At 60.5% G+C, this 14,725-nt stretch carries 15 protein-coding genes; 9 read left to right on the top strand and 6 right to left on the bottom strand.

The window, feature by feature from the left end:
* The first annotated feature begins 25 nt into the window (after positions 1–25).
* From zwf to SB756_RS21850, 5 genes are all read left to right on the top strand, one after another.
* Positions 26–1,468, top strand: coding sequence for a glucose-6-phosphate dehydrogenase (gene zwf, locus SB756_RS21830; protein WP_234226221.1), 1,443 nt, complete (start codon positions 26–28; stop codon positions 1,466–1,468).
* An 87-nt stretch (positions 1,469–1,555) separates the two neighbouring features.
* Positions 1,556–1,873 carry a hypothetical protein gene (locus SB756_RS21835; RefSeq protein ID WP_341797162.1) on the top strand — a complete coding sequence of 106 codons (318 nt, stop codon included), beginning with the start codon at positions 1,556–1,558 and terminating at the stop codon, positions 1,871–1,873.
* 118 nt (positions 1,874–1,991) lie between these two features.
* Positions 1,992–4,178: a DNA helicase II gene (uvrD, locus tag SB756_RS21840; protein ID WP_410911833.1), complete on the top strand. Its 2,187-nt coding sequence runs from the start codon at positions 1,992–1,994 to the stop codon at positions 4,176–4,178.
* 132 nt (positions 4,179–4,310) lie between these two features.
* Complete coding sequence (locus tag SB756_RS21845) at positions 4,311–5,165, top strand: Tim44 domain-containing protein (RefSeq protein WP_016502276.1); 855 nt, start codon at positions 4,311–4,313, stop codon at positions 5,163–5,165.
* A gap of 114 nt (positions 5,166–5,279) precedes the next feature.
* The gene (locus SB756_RS21850; protein ID WP_016502277.1) at positions 5,280–5,687 is read left to right on the top strand and encodes an SMI1/KNR4 family protein; all 408 of its coding nucleotides are present in this window, start codon (positions 5,280–5,282) and stop codon (positions 5,685–5,687) included.
* 197 nt (positions 5,688–5,884) lie between these two features.
* On the opposite strand, the gene SB756_RS21855 is transcribed toward SB756_RS21850, so the two are convergent.
* Positions 5,885–7,645, bottom strand: a complete 1,761-nt coding sequence (locus tag SB756_RS21855; RefSeq protein ID WP_341797164.1) for a cation:proton antiporter — start codon at positions 7,643–7,645, stop codon at positions 5,885–5,887.
* A 343-nt stretch (positions 7,646–7,988) separates the two neighbouring features.
* Here SB756_RS21855 and SB756_RS21860 point away from each other — a divergent pair, with 343 nt between their 5' ends.
* Positions 7,989–8,474 carry an acyl-CoA thioesterase gene (locus SB756_RS21860; RefSeq protein WP_003253263.1) on the top strand — a complete coding sequence of 162 codons (486 nt, stop codon included), beginning with the start codon at positions 7,989–7,991 and terminating at the stop codon, positions 8,472–8,474.
* Here SB756_RS21860 and pdxY read toward each other — a convergent pair.
* Positions 8,471–9,343: a pyridoxal kinase PdxY gene (gene pdxY / locus SB756_RS21865; protein ID WP_341797165.1), complete on the bottom strand. Its 873-nt coding sequence runs from the start codon at positions 9,341–9,343 to the stop codon at positions 8,471–8,473. The genes SB756_RS21860 and pdxY overlap by 4 nt on opposite strands.
* Positions 9,344–9,462: 119 nt before the next feature.
* Between pdxY and SB756_RS21870 the strand changes: the two genes are divergently transcribed.
* The gene (locus SB756_RS21870; protein ID WP_016489878.1) at positions 9,463–9,855 is read left to right on the top strand and encodes a DUF3301 domain-containing protein; all 393 of its coding nucleotides are present in this window, start codon (positions 9,463–9,465) and stop codon (positions 9,853–9,855) included.
* On the opposite strand, the gene SB756_RS21875 is transcribed toward SB756_RS21870, so the two are convergent.
* The 3 genes from SB756_RS21875 to zigA are packed head-to-tail and all read right to left on the bottom strand — an operon-like array spanning position 9,856 to position 12,695.
* The gene (locus tag SB756_RS21875; protein ID WP_341797166.1) at positions 9,856–10,827 is read right to left on the bottom strand and encodes a CobW family GTP-binding protein; all 972 of its coding nucleotides are present in this window, start codon (positions 10,825–10,827) and stop codon (positions 9,856–9,858) included.
* Between the two features lie 39 nt (positions 10,828–10,866).
* Positions 10,867–11,493, bottom strand: coding sequence for a DUF1826 domain-containing protein (locus tag SB756_RS21880; RefSeq protein ID WP_410911836.1), 627 nt, complete (start codon positions 11,491–11,493; stop codon positions 10,867–10,869).
* Complete coding sequence (gene zigA / locus SB756_RS21885) at positions 11,490–12,695, bottom strand: zinc metallochaperone GTPase ZigA (RefSeq protein WP_341797168.1); 1,206 nt, start codon at positions 12,693–12,695, stop codon at positions 11,490–11,492. Before zigA ends, SB756_RS21880 begins: the two co-directional genes overlap by 4 nt.
* 114 nt (positions 12,696–12,809) lie before the next feature.
* On the opposite strand from zigA, the gene SB756_RS21890 reads away from it, so the two are divergent.
* Together SB756_RS21890 and folE2 are read left to right on the top strand one after the other, a co-directional pair.
* On the top strand, positions 12,810–13,190 hold the full coding sequence (locus tag SB756_RS21890) for a glutamine synthetase (RefSeq protein ID WP_341798940.1): 381 nt from the start codon (positions 12,810–12,812) through the stop codon (positions 13,188–13,190).
* 25 nt (positions 13,191–13,215) lie between these two features.
* Positions 13,216–14,121, top strand: coding sequence for a GTP cyclohydrolase FolE2 (gene folE2, locus SB756_RS21895; protein WP_410911838.1), 906 nt, complete (start codon positions 13,216–13,218; stop codon positions 14,119–14,121).
* On the opposite strand, the gene SB756_RS21900 is transcribed toward folE2, so the two are convergent.
* Entirely contained in the window at positions 14,105–14,632 is a 528-nt protein-coding gene (locus tag SB756_RS21900; protein WP_016502287.1) for a DUF3617 domain-containing protein, read from the bottom strand. The two genes, folE2 and SB756_RS21900, sit on opposite strands and share 17 nt — an antisense overlap.
* Between the last annotated feature and the right edge of the window lie 93 nt (positions 14,633–14,725).

A 14,725-nucleotide genomic window follows, 5' to 3' on the forward strand; every position in this document is an offset into this window, starting at 1 on the left:
TTAAACGAACGTGGAGAGTGGCGGTTTGACTATTCCTTGCGACATTCTGGTGTTCGGTGGCACCGGCGATCTGGCCCTGCACAAACTCCTCCCGGCGCTCTATCACTTGTATCGCGAGGCGCGCCTGAACAACGCGGTACGCATCATCGCCCTCGCCCGCCGCAACATAAGCCGTAACGAATACCTCAAGCTCGCAGAACGCCATTGCCGAGCGCAGATTGCCCGCAATGACTTCGACGAAGACGTATGGCAACGGTTTGCCGCGCGCCTCGACTACTTCCCCATGGATGCATCGCAAAGCGCAGACTTCGGTCGCCTGGCGCGCTACCTGGGCGAACCTGGCGGGCTGACGCGCATTTTCTACCTGGCCACCGCTCCCAACCTGTTCGTGCCGATTGCCAACCACCTGCGTAACGCAGGCCTGGCCGACCCCGAAGCACGCATCGTGCTGGAGAAGCCGATTGGTCACTCGCTGGCCTCGGCCACCGCCATCAACGAAGCGATTGGCGCAGTGTTCGACGAAAACCAGGTATTTCGCATCGACCACTACCTGGGCAAGGAAACCGTGCAGAACCTCATGGCCCTGCGCTTCGCCAACGCCCTGTTGGAGCCGGTGTGGCGCAACAATCAGGTCGACCACGTACAGATCAGCGTTTGCGAAACCCTGGGGGTAGAGAACCGCGGCGCCTACTACGACCGCGCCGGAGCAACCCGCGACATGCTGCAAAACCACCTGTTGCAGCTGCTGTGCCTGGTGGCCATGGAGCCACCTGCGCAGTTCGAGGCTGAAGCGGTGCGCGACGAAAAGGTGAAGATCCTGCGGGCCCTCAAGCCCATCACCGGCCAGGACGTGCAGGACAAGACCGTGCGCGGTCAGTACGGTGCCGGGCACATCGGCGGCCAGGAGGTGCCGGCCTATTACTTCGAAAAGGACGTCGACAACGACAGCGATACCGAAACCTTCGTGGCCATCGAAGCGCACATCGACAACTGGCGCTGGGCAGGTGTGCCTTTCTACTTGCGCACCGGCAAGCGCATGGCGCGCCGCTCGTCGCAGATCGTCATCCAGTTCAAGCCGGTACCCCACGAGCTGTTCAGCGGTGGCCAGGTCAACCAGCTGTTGATCCAGCTGCAACCGGATGAGCGCATCAGCCTGCGCATGATGACCAAGAGCCCAGGCAAGGGCATGCGGCTGGAACCGGTCGAGCTGGACCTGAACCTGGCTCAGGTATTCAGCCAGACCCGCCGCTGGGAAGCTTACGAACGCCTGCTGCTGGACATCGTGGAGGGTGATTCGACACTGTTCATGCGCCGCGATGAGGTGGAGGCGGCCTGGCACTGGATTGATCCGTTAATAAAGGGTTGGCAGGAACACTTTCAGGCGCCACGCCACTATGCCGCCGGGAGCAATGGCCCGGAACAGGCCGGTAGCCTGCTGGCCAGGCATGGCAGGCATTGGTACAGCTGAAGCGCTTCGCTCTGCTGTGCGGGCAGGTGCTGCAAGCACTCTGTCCTGGGAAGGTCATACCGCTCTTCCCAAGACAGGAGTATGGAAATGATCATCGAATGCAAAGACTGGAAAGCCCATCACGACAAGATGCCACCAGGCACTCGCCTGCGGGTGCAGGGCACAATCACCGTGAGTCATGCAGGCATAGTCCCGGTACTGGTCAAACGCAGAATGCAGGACAAATCCATGGCCATTGCCTTGGAGCTTGAGCTGCACCAACAGGACGGTAACTTCATGCAGGTTGCCTGCGACAAGGAAGTGATGTTCGAAACGCAAGACGAGCACGGCCAGATCCCGAAGGTGGACATTATCCACGACGGTAAACTGATCGCCTGCATCACCGACATCGTGGAAACCCATTGATGTAGACGCGGTGGCCACTGCAAGCGCATCGCCTGTAGTGGCCGCTTTGTATGTTTGCCAGGGTGAATATTTATACAGTGCCATTTACCCTTCCCCTGCTGCGCCCTAGAATGGCCCGATGCACACAGATGACCTCTCCCTCCTGCTGAACTCCCTCAACGATGCTCAACGCCAGGCCGTCGCGGCCAAGCTCGGGCGTCAACTGGTGCTTGCTGGCGCCGGCTCCGGTAAAACCCGCGTGCTGGTGCACCGCATCGCCTGGCTGATCCAGGTTGAGCATGCATCGCCGCATTCGATCCTGTCGGTGACCTTCACCAACAAGGCGGCGGCAGAAATGCGCCACCGGATCGAGCAACTGCTGGGGATCAACCCGGCAGGCATGTGGGTCGGCACCTTCCACGGCCTGGCCCATCGCCTGCTGCGGGCCCACTGGCAGGAAGCGCGGCTGGTGCAGAACTTCCAGATCCTCGACAGCGATGACCAGCAGCGCCTGATCAAGCGGGTCATGCGCGAGCTGGGCCTGGACGAGCAGAAGTGGCCGGCACGCCAGGCCCAGTGGTTCATCAACGGGCAGAAGGACGAAGGCCTGCGCCCGCAGCATATACAGGCTGGGGGCGACCTGTTCCTGGCGACCATGCGCGAGGTGTATACCGCCTACGAACAGGCCTGTGAGCGCGCCGGGGTCATCGACTTCTCCGAACTGTTGCTGCGCGCCCTGGACCTGTGGCGCGACCACCCGGGCCTGCTTGAGCACTACCAGCGGCGCTTCCAGCATGTGCTGGTAGACGAATTCCAGGATACCAACGCCGTGCAGTACGCCTGGCTGCGCCTGCTGGCGCGCGGTGGTGCCAGCCTGATGGCGGTGGGCGACGACGACCAGTCGATCTACGGCTGGCGCGGTGCCAAGATCGAGAACATCCACCAGTACACCGCCGACTTCCCCGACGCCGAAATGATCCGCCTGGAGCAGAACTACCGCTCCACAGGCGGCATCCTCAAGGCCGCCAACGCGCTGATCGTCAACAACACCGGGCGCCTGGGCAAAGAACTGTGGACCGACATGGGCGAAGGCGAACCGCTGACCCTGTACGCGGCCTACAACGAGCACGACGAAGCGCGCTACGTGGTGGAAACCATCGAAAGCCTCGTCAAGCAGGGCAATGCGCGTAACGAAATCGCCATCCTGTACCGTTCCAACGCCCAGTCGCGGGTGCTGGAAGAGGCCCTGCTGCGCGAGCGTATCCCCTACCGCATCTATGGTGGCCAGCGCTTCTTCGAACGCGCCGAAATCAAGAACGCCATGGCTTACCTGCGGCTGATCGAAGGGCGTGGCAACGACGCGGCCCTGGAGCGGGTGATCAACGTGCCGCCACGCGGCATTGGCGAGAAAACCGTCGAAGCCATCCGTGAGCATGCCCGCCATAGCCAGCTGTCGATGTGGGAAGCCATGTGCCAGCTGCTGGCGGCCAAGGCCATGAAGGGCCGCGCCGCCAGCGCCCTGGGTGCCTTCATCGAGCTGATCGAGGGGTTGGCTGCCAAGGTCACGGACATGCCGCTGCATACCATGACCCAGACCACCATCGAACAGTCCGGGCTGATCACCTATCACCAGGAAGAAAAGGGTGAAAAGGGCCAGGCACGGGTAGAAAACCTTGAGGAACTGGTGAGCGCGGCGCGCAACTTCGAGTCCACCGACGAAGACGCCGATCTCTCGCCGCTCTCGGCCTTCCTCGGCCATGCCTCGCTCGAAGCCGGCGATACCCAGGCCGACGAGCATGAGGACAGCGTCCAGCTGATGACCTTGCACAGCGCCAAGGGCCTGGAGTTCCCGTATGTGTTCCTGGTGGGCATGGAAGAAGGCCTGTTCCCGCACAAGATGAGCCTGGAAGAGCCCGGCCGCCTGGAAGAGGAACGCCGTCTGGCCTATGTCGGGATTACCCGCGCCATGCGCCAACTGGTCATGACGTACGCCGAAACACGTCGCTTGTATGGCAGCGAGACCTACAACAAGGTGTCGCGTTTCGTACGTGAAATTCCGGCCGGCCTGATTCAGGAAGTGCGCCTGTCCAACAGCGTCAGCCGCCCGTTCAGTGGGGCCAAGACGGCCACTAACAGCAACCTGTTCGCCAATGCCAACATTCCGCAGACAGCGTTCAACCTCGGTCAGCGTGTGCAACATGCGGTGTTTGGCGAAGGCGTGATCCTCAACTTCGAGGGTTCGGGCGCCCAGGCACGGGTGCAGGTGAACTTTGCCGAAGGCAGCAAGTGGCTGATGCTGGGGTACGCCAAGCTCGAAGCCATCTGAAGACCAAGGCCGCCCTGCCGGGGGGCCTTGTAACATTCAGGCAAAAGCTCGAAACACTATGTCGCTGGTCATGTGCCTTGGAACCTGTGCACCATGACGCGCGTGCAATCCACAACAGGGGATATCCCACTTATGCAACGTTTTCTTAGCATCGCACTGGCGCTCTGCGTCGGCCTGACGCTGAGCCTGGACGCCAACGCCAAGCGTTTCGGCGGCGGCAAGAGCTCGGGCTCCGCGCCTATCCACCAGACCCGCCAGGCTACGCCAACCACGCCTGCCGCCGCACCGGCTGCCGCACCTGGTCGTGCAGCTCCGGCCGCCAGCGGTGCTTCGCGCTGGCTGGGCCCACTGGCCGGCCTGGCCGCCGGTGGCCTGCTGGCGTCCATGTTCATGGGCGACGGTTTCGAGGGCTTCCAGATCATGGACTTCCTGATCGTGGCGCTCATCGCCTTCCTGGTGTTCCGCTTCATTGCCGCACGCCGCCGCCAGCAGCAGCCGCAAATGGCCATGCCAGGCCATGCGCCGATGCAGCGTGAAGCTCACAACCAGCCGGCACAGCAATCTGTGTTTGGTGGTTCGGCTGCACCTGCCGCCGCTGCCCCGGTGATCAACGCCCCGGCCTGGTTCAACGAGCAAAGCTTCCTGGCTGCTGCCCGTAACCACTTCCAGTCGCTGCAGCAGCACTGGGATGCCAACGAAATGGACAAGATCACCGAGTTCGTCACCCCGCAAATGCTCGAGTTCCTCAAGCGTGAGCGTGCTGAACTGGGTGACGGCTTCCAGTCCACCTACATCGACAACCTCGAAGTACAGCTGGACGGTATCGACGACCGTGCCGACCGTACCGACGCCACCCTGACCTTCCGTGGCGTGTCGAAGAACTCGCGCTTCGACCAGGGCGAAGTGTTCAGCGAAAGCTGGCACATGGTTCGCGCCCCAGGCGAGAACCAGCCTTGGCTGGTCGCCGGTATCCGTCAAAACGGCTAACCGCAGCGTGCTGTACAAAAAACCCCGGGCCTGTCCCGGGGTTTTTGCTTTTGCCAGAGTGGCCTACTAGGGTATAACGCGCAGCGTTGTCATCTAGGTCAGAGGAAGTGAACCGTGGAAGAAGTGATCGAACAACTCCGTGAAGCCAATCAGCCAGTGCCGGTGCCCCTGGAGCTTCCCGACGAGGACCAGTTGGTCGAAATCGAAGAAGAGCTGTTCATCAACATACCGTTCGTGTTCAAAGAGTTTCTACTGACCGTCAGCGACGTGGTGTATGGCTCGCTGGAGCCGGTGACTGTCACCGACCCACAGTCGCACACCTACCTGCCCGACGTCGCCGCCAACGCCTGGGATGCCGGCGTGCCGCGCGACCTGATTCCGCTGTGCCAGGACGGCGACAACTACTACTGCGTCGAAGAAGACGGCACCGTGGTGCTTTGGGATGCGGAAGAGGAAATCGCCGGTGAAGAGAGCTGGGAGTCGGTGTGGCACTGGGCGCGGGATGTGTGGCTGGAGAGCTGATCTCAATCTCTGCAGCGCCTGTGCGATACCTGTGGGAGCGGCCAAGCCCGCGAAGAGGCGGGTACAAGCACAGGAAAATTTATGGCCCAGTGCCATCAATGTAGCTAGAATCGCCAGGCTTTCTGCGCCTGGCGACATTGCTACCGCTCCATCCCCTCGGACGACGATGAAATCTTGCGCAGGGAGCATTGCTCCCTTCAGTGCGTATTCTCGCGACTGTTTTCCAGCGTCTCCAGCAAGGCAATCTGCATGCGCGTGTGCACGCGGATGAACCAGCGCCACAACAAGGCCACCACCACTGCGGCCACCACGGCAATGACCAACAGCAACTCGCTGGTGGGCAGAATGCTCGCCGACAAAGCCGACAGCAGCACGAAAATCACCAGCAGTGACAACAGCGGAATAACTTCGGCGATCACGCGGCGTACACGCTGGGTATGCCGCCCGGCCATTTCCGGCTTCACGCCCATTTCTGCCAGCAGCATCGACAGCGCCTTGAGCTTACGATAGGCAGCGATCAGGAATGGCAGCGACAGCAACAACGCCGCCCCCCAGATCATCGCCTTCTGCTGGCTGACATCGCTGACCCACTCACTGAGCCAGTTGCCGATACGCCCTGCAAAGTAACCACCACTGAAGAAGATGGCGATCACCAGCGCCAGGTTCACCCCCACCTGCAACAGGATGCGCCGGATCATTGCGGCCAGCATGGCGCTCTCGCCCTGCGGCTGGATGTTGCGCAACCACTCGCCATACAACGAAAGCACCCGCGCCAGGCGGCTGGGCACCACATTGCCAAGCTTTTGCGACAGCGGGTCGGCCGCACGGATCAGGTAAGGCGTCAACAGCGTGGTGATGGCCGATACTGCGACCGCCACCGGGTATAGGAAGTCGCTGGTCACCTGCAGCGTCATGCCCAGCGCGGCGATGATGAAGGAAAACTCGCCAATCTGCGAAAGGCCCATGCCCACCCGCAGCGACGTGCGCCCGTCATTACCGGCAATGAACGCCCCCATGCCACAGGAGAGCATCTTGCCCAGTACCACCGCCAAGGTAATGACCACGATCGGCCAGGCGTAATCGACGAGTACCTGAGGGTCGATCATCAGGCCGATGGCGACGAAGAAGATGGCGCTGAACAGGTCGCGTACCGGCTCGATCAGGCGTTCGATCTTCAGCAACTGACGCGATTCGGCCATGATCGCGCCAATCAGGAAGGCGCCCAGCACCATGCTGTATTCCAGCTTCACCACCAACAGGCAGAAGCCGAAGCACAGGCCAAGCACGGTAATCAGCAGCATTTCGTTGCTTTCGAACTTGGCCACATAGGCCAGCAGCCGCGGCACCAGCAGAATGCCGATGACCAATGCAACGATCATGAACAGCGACAATTTTCCTACGGTGGAGAACACTTCCCCCGAGCTGACCGAGCCGCTGACAGCGATGCCGGACAGCAGGGCGATAATGCCGATACCGAGGATGTCCTCCACGATCAGTACGCCGAAGATCAGCTGGGCGAAGCGCTCGTTCTTCATCTTCAGGTCGTTCAGTGCCTTGACGATGATGGTGGTCGAGGAAATAGCCAGGATCGCGCCGAGGAACAGTGAGTCCATGGTGCTCCAGCCGAACCAGCGTCCGATCTCGAAACCGATCCAGATCATCAGCACGATTTCCAGGAACGCCGCGATGAACGCCGTGGCGCCAACCTTGAACAGCTTGCGCAGGCTGAATTCGAGCCCCAGGCAGAACATCAGGAAGATCACCCCTAGTTCGGCAAGGATCTTGATGGTCTCTTCGTCATGGATCAGGCCGAATGGCGGGGTGTGCGGGCCGATGATGAAGCCTGCGACAATGTAGCCCAGCACCACCGGCTGCTTGAGGCGGTGAAAAACAATGGTGACCACGCCAGCGACCATCATGATGACTGCCAGGTCCTGGATGAAGCTGATGGCATGCATGGCGTGATACTCCTTTTCTCGTCTTTTTTATGGATGCCTGGGCAGACCGCTCCTCTGCCAAGGCAAACCTGAGCGAGCAGCAAGTACATACTGTATTGAATGCAGGAAAGCCCATGGTGCATGGGCGTACTCAGGTTAACATCGCACCTCGCCGCAAATAGCCGGTGCAATATGCAGAAACAGATCGGCTGGAAAAGCGCCGCTGATGGCATGATCAGCGTGACGATGGCGCGTCAGGCAACGTCCCGTATTCGTACGGCAAATTCAAAAGAGGGGAACAGAAGTGTCAGCAGATAACGCCCTCCATTCGCCCGATTCAGCGCAACCTCACCGTGAGCACACTATGGAACCTGGAAACGCCCAGCTGAGCATGACCGTCCTGATGACCCCGGACATGGCCAACTTTTCTGGCAACGTACATGGCGGCACCCTGCTCAAGTACCTCGACGAAGTGGCCTACGCGTGCGCCAGCCGCTATGCCGGCAGCTATGTGGTTACCCTGTCGGTCGACCAGGTGATCTTCCGCGAGCCCGTGCACGTGGGTGAACTGGTGACCTTCCTGGCGTCGGTCAACTACACCGGCAACACCTCGATGGAAGTCGGCATCAAAGTGGTGACCGAGAACATTCGCGAGCGCTCGGTGCGCCATTCCAACAGCTGTTTCTTCACCATGGTCGCAGTCGACGACAATCGGCGCCCGGTGCCGGTGCCGCCGCGCCAGCCGCACAGCAGCGAAGAAAAACGCCGCTTCCTGCAAGGCCAGCAGCGCCGCCAGATCCGCCAAGAGCTGGAGAAGCGCTACCAGGACCTGAAAACCGACGCGATCTAAAACGCCAGCAACTGCGCCTCGAAGCGCACCCGCGGGTGGGCGATGCGGTCCTGGGCCCGTACCAGCTGCAGTTCGTAGCTGGCGCAGGCCTGGGTTTCCAGCAGCACCTCATGCACGGCTGCAGCGGTGAATTCGAACGCCTGCACCCAGCTGTCGCCGAGCAGCACGCGGGCCAGGAACAAGCCTGAGGTCAGATCACCCACCCCCACCGGCTGACGCGGGAACGCCAGCAGCGGGCGGCGCAGGTGCCAGCTGTGCTCGGCGGTCACCAGCAGCATTTCGAACTGGTCTTCGGCCCGCCCGGGGTAAACCAGGTGTTTGACCAGTACCACCTTCGGCCCACGCTGCAACAGCCTGCGCGCCATGCTCACGCAATCCTCCAGCGACTGCGCGCGGCGCCCACAGAAGCTGTCCAGCTCCAGCTGGTTGGGGCACAGGATGTCGGCCCGCGCCGCCGCCTCGTCGAGCAGGAACTCGCTGACTTCCTGTGGCACGATGCAGCCTTTCTCCGGGTGCCCCATGACCGGGTCACACAGGTACAGAGCCTTCGGGTTTACCGCCCTGATCCGCTCGACACCCGCCAGGATAGCCCGCCCCTGCTCGGCACTGCCCAGGTAGCCAGAAAGCACCGCATCGCAGTGACCCAGTTCGCCAATGTTGGAAATACCTTCCACCAATGCAGGAATTTGCGCCGGGGCAAGCACTTCACCCGCCCACTGGCCATACTGTGTGTGATTGGAGAACTGCACGGTATTGAGTGGCCAGACATTGACCCCGATACGCTGCATGGGAAACACCGCGGCGCTGTTGCCGGCGTGGCCGAACACCACATGGGACTGGATGGCGAGCAGGTGCGGGGTACGTTTCATGCGGGGGTTTCCAAAGCTGTTTCAAGGATTGTGCGCAGCGCAGTATGAACTCGATTGCCACCTGTACGACAGGCCAGGGACGCAGTTAAGCTGGATCTACCTGTTTGGAGCATATGCAAATGTTGACCCTGGAGAATGTCTTCGTCCTGATGCTGTTAGCCACGGCAGGCGGCTGGTTGTGGCACAACCATGGGTTGCGCGAAAAAGCCCTTGAACGGGTCAAACAGCACTGCGCCAAGCTCGACCTGGAGCTGCTCGACGATGCCGTCGCACTCAAGCGCATCGCCTTTGTCCGTGATGCCAATGGCCGCAAGCGCCTGGCACGCATCTATGCCTTCGAATTCACCGTTACCGGCGAGCAACGCCACCCCGGTACCGTGACCCAGTTTGGCGCGCACAGCGTGCAGATCGAGCTGGCGCCCTACCCGTTCGAAATCAAGACCCCGCCACGCACCGACAATGTCATCGAGATGCAGCAGTGGCGCCAGGAGCACAATCGCTGGCGCAATTGATCACCTGACGCGGCATTCGCTCAACCCCGCTTGCAGCGTGGGTTGCGATTGCGGCTGATCAAAAATCAGCTCGATACGGCTATCCCTTCGCCATTCACTGGGCTGCCACATCGGCATGTCACCCTTGAGCCCATTGAATGACTGCCAACCTTCCAGGCTGTGGATAACCCCTTTCGCACGCCGCCATGGCAAGGTCCTCAAGAACGCCAGTAGGCGCTGTGGATAAAACTGCTGTGCGGGATGCCAGCGCCAGCCAATGCTCCAACCTCCCTCCCCCTCTTGGGCAAGACAGATCGGCTGGCTGGGGTCTGTCCACAATATTGTTGGGGCTCCCCCAAGATTGTCGACAATCTGGTTTTCCTCAAATTGGCTGTCGACAATCTGTACCAGGGCACCAGGAAGGCTTGATAGCGGCACCTGGCCCTGTACCGACCACATCACATTCTTATCGTTAAATTTATTAGTTATCAACAACTTAGATTTTTCATCCACAGCCTCTGACTTGTTGAAAACCACGTATTCAGACGCGTTGAAAGCCTGCTGTTGGGCCTCCGGAAGCGGCTCGTTTCGCGCCATGGATTGCGCATCGACAACCATCAACAACGGCTGGATTGTCAGCACTCCAGCCCACGGAGCCTGTTTCAGCTGAGCAAGCAGCTGCAGCGGGTGGCCCAGGCCAGACGGCTCGATAAAAAGCCGGTCAGGCCGGGATTTGCGCAATAACCGGCCCAGGCCCACCTGAAACGGCATGCCGTTGACACAACACAGGCAGCCGCCTGCAACCTCGCCGATGGCGATGCCATCTTCGTCACGGCTGAGCAAGGCCGCATCCAGGCCAACCAGGCCGAATTCGTTGATCAATACCGCCCAGCGTTCGTTGCCCGGGCGCTGGGCAAGCAGATGGCGGATCAGGGTGGTCTTGCCGGCCCCCAGTGGGCCAGCAATCACATGGGTGGGAATGTTCTGCAGCATGGGATGGCTTCAGGCGGGGTGATGGCTCACTATGCGCCGTCAGGCTAGCCAGTCAAGGCTGAGCAGCAGGCGCCCTTGCTGGCCCGAGGGCGAGCGGTGCACCAGCCCTGCACCTTCGTTGCCCTGCCACTTCTCGCCCTTGAGTACAGCCACTTCACCGACGTGCAATTTCTGAATATTATCCACAGGCACTTGAGCTGTGTGTAACTCCCCGCGTGGGCTCTCCTGCTCACGCAACCACTCGCTACCCGGGCCCGCGTAGGTGGTGAGCAATCGCAACGGCACGTTATCCACATGAAAGCGTGGGCACATGGGCCCGGTCAGCACCCGCAGGCGCAAACCGACCCGCCGCGCGCCAACCAGGCAGGTATATGCCGCCACCAGCCAGGCTACATCGGCCACGAATGCTTCGTAACCGTGGAAGTCCGCCGCTTCGCGTAGCAAATCCGACAAAACCGGCATCTGCTGCTCGTCCACCTCGATTACCCACTGATCTGCCAGGGGTTGCTTAAGGCTGACTACCAGCTCGGCAAAATCCTCCAGCTGTGGCGGCAAGCGCCGGCGCCAGACCGCCAGGTTCACGCCGTCCTGCAGCACGTCGGTCAACACCAGCGGCGTTTCGCCAAACACCTGGAAGATATCCACAGGTTTGAGCGCCTGGTTCATGCTGCCTCCTCGTGCCAAGGGCCAAATGGATCAGGCAGACGCAACCAGCCCATAGGTCCCAACTCCATTTCTTCATCCGTCAACAAGCAGGCCTCAAGCTCTGTGGATAACTTTTTGAAGTCAATATTCTGGCCAATGAACACCAATTCCTGCCGGCAGTCACCGGTTTCGGCGTGCCAGTGTTTCAAGATATCGGCAGTGTTATCCACATCCTGCGGCCACTGCTCGCGCGGCACGAAACGCCACCAACGGCCCGCCAGGCCGTGACGCATCATGCCACCTGCCTGGGACCAGCTACCGGCTTCCTGGTACTTGCTGGCCAACCAGAAAAAACCCTTCGAACGCAGCAGCCGACCATTGCTCCAGGGCTTGTGGATAAAATCGAAAAAGCGCTGTGGATGAAGTGGCCGCCGCCCCTGCCAGGTTGTGGCCGCGATGCCGTACTCTTCGGTCTCCGGCATATGCTCGCCGCGCAATTCTTGCAACCAGCCAGGCGCTTGAGCTGCCTGGTCGAAGTCGAAAAGGCCAGTGTCCAGGATGCGCGCCAGCGGCACCTGGCCCATGACCATGGGCACGATCTGCGCCCGGGCGTTGAGGCTACGCAAAATGGCCATAAGTTCTTCACGCTCGTGCTGACTGATCAGGTCGATCTTGCTCAACAACAGCACATCGGCGAACTCCACCTGCTCAATCAGCAGATCACTGATCGACCGCTCGTCCTCTTCGCCCAAGGTTTCACCACGGCTGGCCAGGCTGTCTGCTGCCTGGTAATCGCGTAAAAAATTCAGGCCATCGACCACAGTGACCATGGTGTCCAACCGCGCCATGTCGGAAAGGCTGCGGCCCTGCTCGTCGCGAAACGTGAACGTCTCGGCAACCGGCAGCGGCTCCGAGATACCCGTGGACTCGATGAGCAAATAATCGAAGCGGCCTTCCTCGGCCAGCCGCGCAACCTCTTCGAGCAGGTCTTCACGCAGTGTGCAGCAGATGCAGCCGTTGCTCATCTCGACCAGTTTCTCTTCAGCGCGGTTGAGGCTGACGTTGCGCTGCACCTCGCTGGCGTCGATGTTGATTTCACTCATGTCGTTGACGATGACCGCGACCCGCAGGTTGTCGCGGTTACGCAGCACATGGTTGAGCAGAGTGCTCTTGCCGGCGCCAAGGAAGCCAGACAGCACGGTGACAGGGAGACGATTGGACATGGCGAAACCTCTTCAGGCGAGCGCATTCGAAACGATGCATTGCACAATGTTATAAAGTAACAATACAATTTCGCCAAGCCGTTCTCGACGGACAAGTATTCACCGGGGATGAAAATGAATCTGCTGCGCGCCATGGTGTTGCTGTTGCTCGCCATGCCTACTTCGCTGATCGCCATGCCAAAGAACAGCCCGTTGGCGATGTGTACACGCAGCGCGACACTGCTTGCCTGCCAGGACGGCAAAGGCAGCTATTACAGCATGCGCAGCGAAGGCAATACGTTCTACCTGCGCGGCTACGACTTCACCAGCCGGCGCCTATGGGCACAAACCAACAGCCTCTATGGCACGTTGACCTTTTTTACCGGCCTGGCCAGCGATGGCGAAGCCTGGGTGGGTTACAGCCGTCGCGTTGGCTGGACCACCCTGAACCGCGTATCCAGCTCCAGTGGGCAGCGCTTCAAGCTGCATTGCAGCCTGATCGCCGGTTGCCACTGATGCCTCTTTTTGTTTGGAAAGCCAGATGACCCAGCTCAAGCTCCCCGACATCGCAGCACAAACCCTGGAGTACACCTTGCCTTTGGACTGGGTGGGCATGTGCGGGATCGCCTCGCCTGTGCAATTCGAAGGGCGCACCGCAGCCGCCAAAATCGATGCAGGGGTAAGCCTGGTAGACTGCAGTTCACGCGGTATCCATATGTCGCGACTTTACCTTGCCCTTGAGACATTGGAGCGCCAGCCCCTCACTCCACTCGCAATCAGACAGCTACTGGCTGATTTCCTGAGCAGCCATGAAGGCCTTTCTTCGGCAGCCTACCTGCGCCTGCGGTTTGAGCATCTGCTGAAAAGGCCGGCCTTGATCAGCCCCTTGGCAGGCTGGAAAAACTACGCCGTTTCGGTCGATGCACGGCTAGAAAACGAAATGTTCCACGTGGAACTATCTGTTTCCGTACCCTACTCCTCTACCTGTCCATGCTCAGCTGCGCTAGCACGCCAGCTGATCCAACAGCAGTTCCTGGACGACTTCAGCGAAGACCAAGTCGAAAAGTCCGCAGTAATGCAGTGGCTTGGCAGCGCCGAAGGTATTGTGGCGACGCCGCACAGCCAACGAAGTACCGCACACATTCAAGTAAGGCTGCGCAGCAATGAGCACGTATTACCCATCACCGAAATGATCGATTGTATTGAGGCAAGCTTGGGGACCGCTGTGCAGACCGCGGTGAAGCGTGCGGACGAGCAAGCCTTCGCCTTGGCCAACGGGCAGAACCTGATGTTCTGTGAGGACGCCGCACGACGCCTGCACAAGGCGCTACGGCAGTTGGAATGGAGCACGGCGTTCAAGCTGCGCGTGGAGCATGCAGAAAGCCTACATGCCCACGACGCGGTCGCCATCAGCCAATGGCAATGGGACGTCAGCTGCGCGGTTTGACAGTGCCACAGTCATTGCCCAGCCACACCGCACGGGTGTTCATGCTGCCTTGCTGCTGCACACCCGAAGCGTTGAAGGTACCACTGACCTGCGTGGTGAATTCCCGGTCACTGAGGAAGGTGGCCTGGCCAGTGCCCTGTGCCTTGGGGCAGCTGAACTGAAACTTCCACACATTGCCGGTACGGTCGGTGATCTTCTGCGTGCAGCCCGACTTCGGGTCCTGCAGTGGGATGTCGTTGGTTGCCACCTGCTCTGGCGTCAGGCACGAACGCACGCCGTTGCCACCGACCGTCACCCCTTGTTTGGCCAACACCCCTTCCATCATCGCGCGCTGCTCTGGCGGCAGGTTTTTCAACTGACCGAGCATGAACTGCATGTCGGGTAGCGGCTTGCCATCGACCTGCATGTTGCTGGTGGTCAGCTCCCACAAACCTGGTTGCAGCACCTGCGCATGCACCAGCGGGCTGCTCGCAGCCAGGGCCAACGCCAACAGTGGCAGACGAATCTTCATGGACGATCGCTCCTGAAAAAACCGGCCAATCGGGCCGGGCTGAACCTTGGACGCCAAATCCACCTTCAGGTTGCAAGGCGGACCGGGAACGTG

Source organism: Pseudomonas sp. SIMBA_068, assembly GCF_046534705.1.
Taxonomy (GTDB): domain Bacteria; phylum Pseudomonadota; class Gammaproteobacteria; order Pseudomonadales; family Pseudomonadaceae; genus Aquipseudomonas; species Aquipseudomonas putida.

Excerpts from the sequence above, each read along its gene's own strand:
- SB756_RS21870 (WP_016489878.1), top strand. The coding sequence starts at position 9,463 with ATGTTGACCCTGGAGAATGTCTTCGTCCTGATGCTGTTAGCCACGGCA.
- zigA (WP_341797168.1), bottom strand. The coding sequence starts at position 12,695 with ATGTCCAATCGTCTCCCTGTCACCGTGCTGTCTGGCTTCCTTGGCGCC.
- uvrD (WP_410911833.1), top strand. The coding sequence starts at position 1,992 with ATGCACACAGATGACCTCTCCCTCCTGCTGAACTCCCTCAACGATGCT.
- SB756_RS21880 (WP_410911836.1), bottom strand. The coding sequence starts at position 11,493 with ATGAACCAGGCGCTCAAACCTGTGGATATCTTCCAGGTGTTTGGCGAA.
- SB756_RS21860 (WP_003253263.1), top strand. The coding sequence starts at position 7,989 with ATGGAACCTGGAAACGCCCAGCTGAGCATGACCGTCCTGATGACCCCG.
- SB756_RS21875 (WP_341797166.1), bottom strand. The coding sequence starts at position 10,827 with ATGCTGCAGAACATTCCCACCCATGTGATTGCTGGCCCACTGGGGGCC.
- SB756_RS21845 (WP_016502276.1), top strand. The coding sequence starts at position 4,311 with ATGCAACGTTTTCTTAGCATCGCACTGGCGCTCTGCGTCGGCCTGACG.
- pdxY (WP_341797165.1), bottom strand. The coding sequence starts at position 9,343 with ATGAAACGTACCCCGCACCTGCTCGCCATCCAGTCCCATGTGGTGTTC.
- SB756_RS21835 (WP_341797162.1), top strand. The coding sequence starts at position 1,556 with ATGATCATCGAATGCAAAGACTGGAAAGCCCATCACGACAAGATGCCA.
- folE2 (WP_410911838.1), top strand. The coding sequence starts at position 13,216 with ATGACCCAGCTCAAGCTCCCCGACATCGCAGCACAAACCCTGGAGTAC.
- SB756_RS21855 (WP_341797164.1), bottom strand. The coding sequence starts at position 7,645 with ATGCATGCCATCAGCTTCATCCAGGACCTGGCAGTCATCATGATGGTC.
- SB756_RS21890 (WP_341798940.1), top strand. The coding sequence starts at position 12,810 with ATGAATCTGCTGCGCGCCATGGTGTTGCTGTTGCTCGCCATGCCTACT.
- SB756_RS21900 (WP_016502287.1), bottom strand. The coding sequence starts at position 14,632 with ATGAAGATTCGTCTGCCACTGTTGGCGTTGGCCCTGGCTGCGAGCAGC.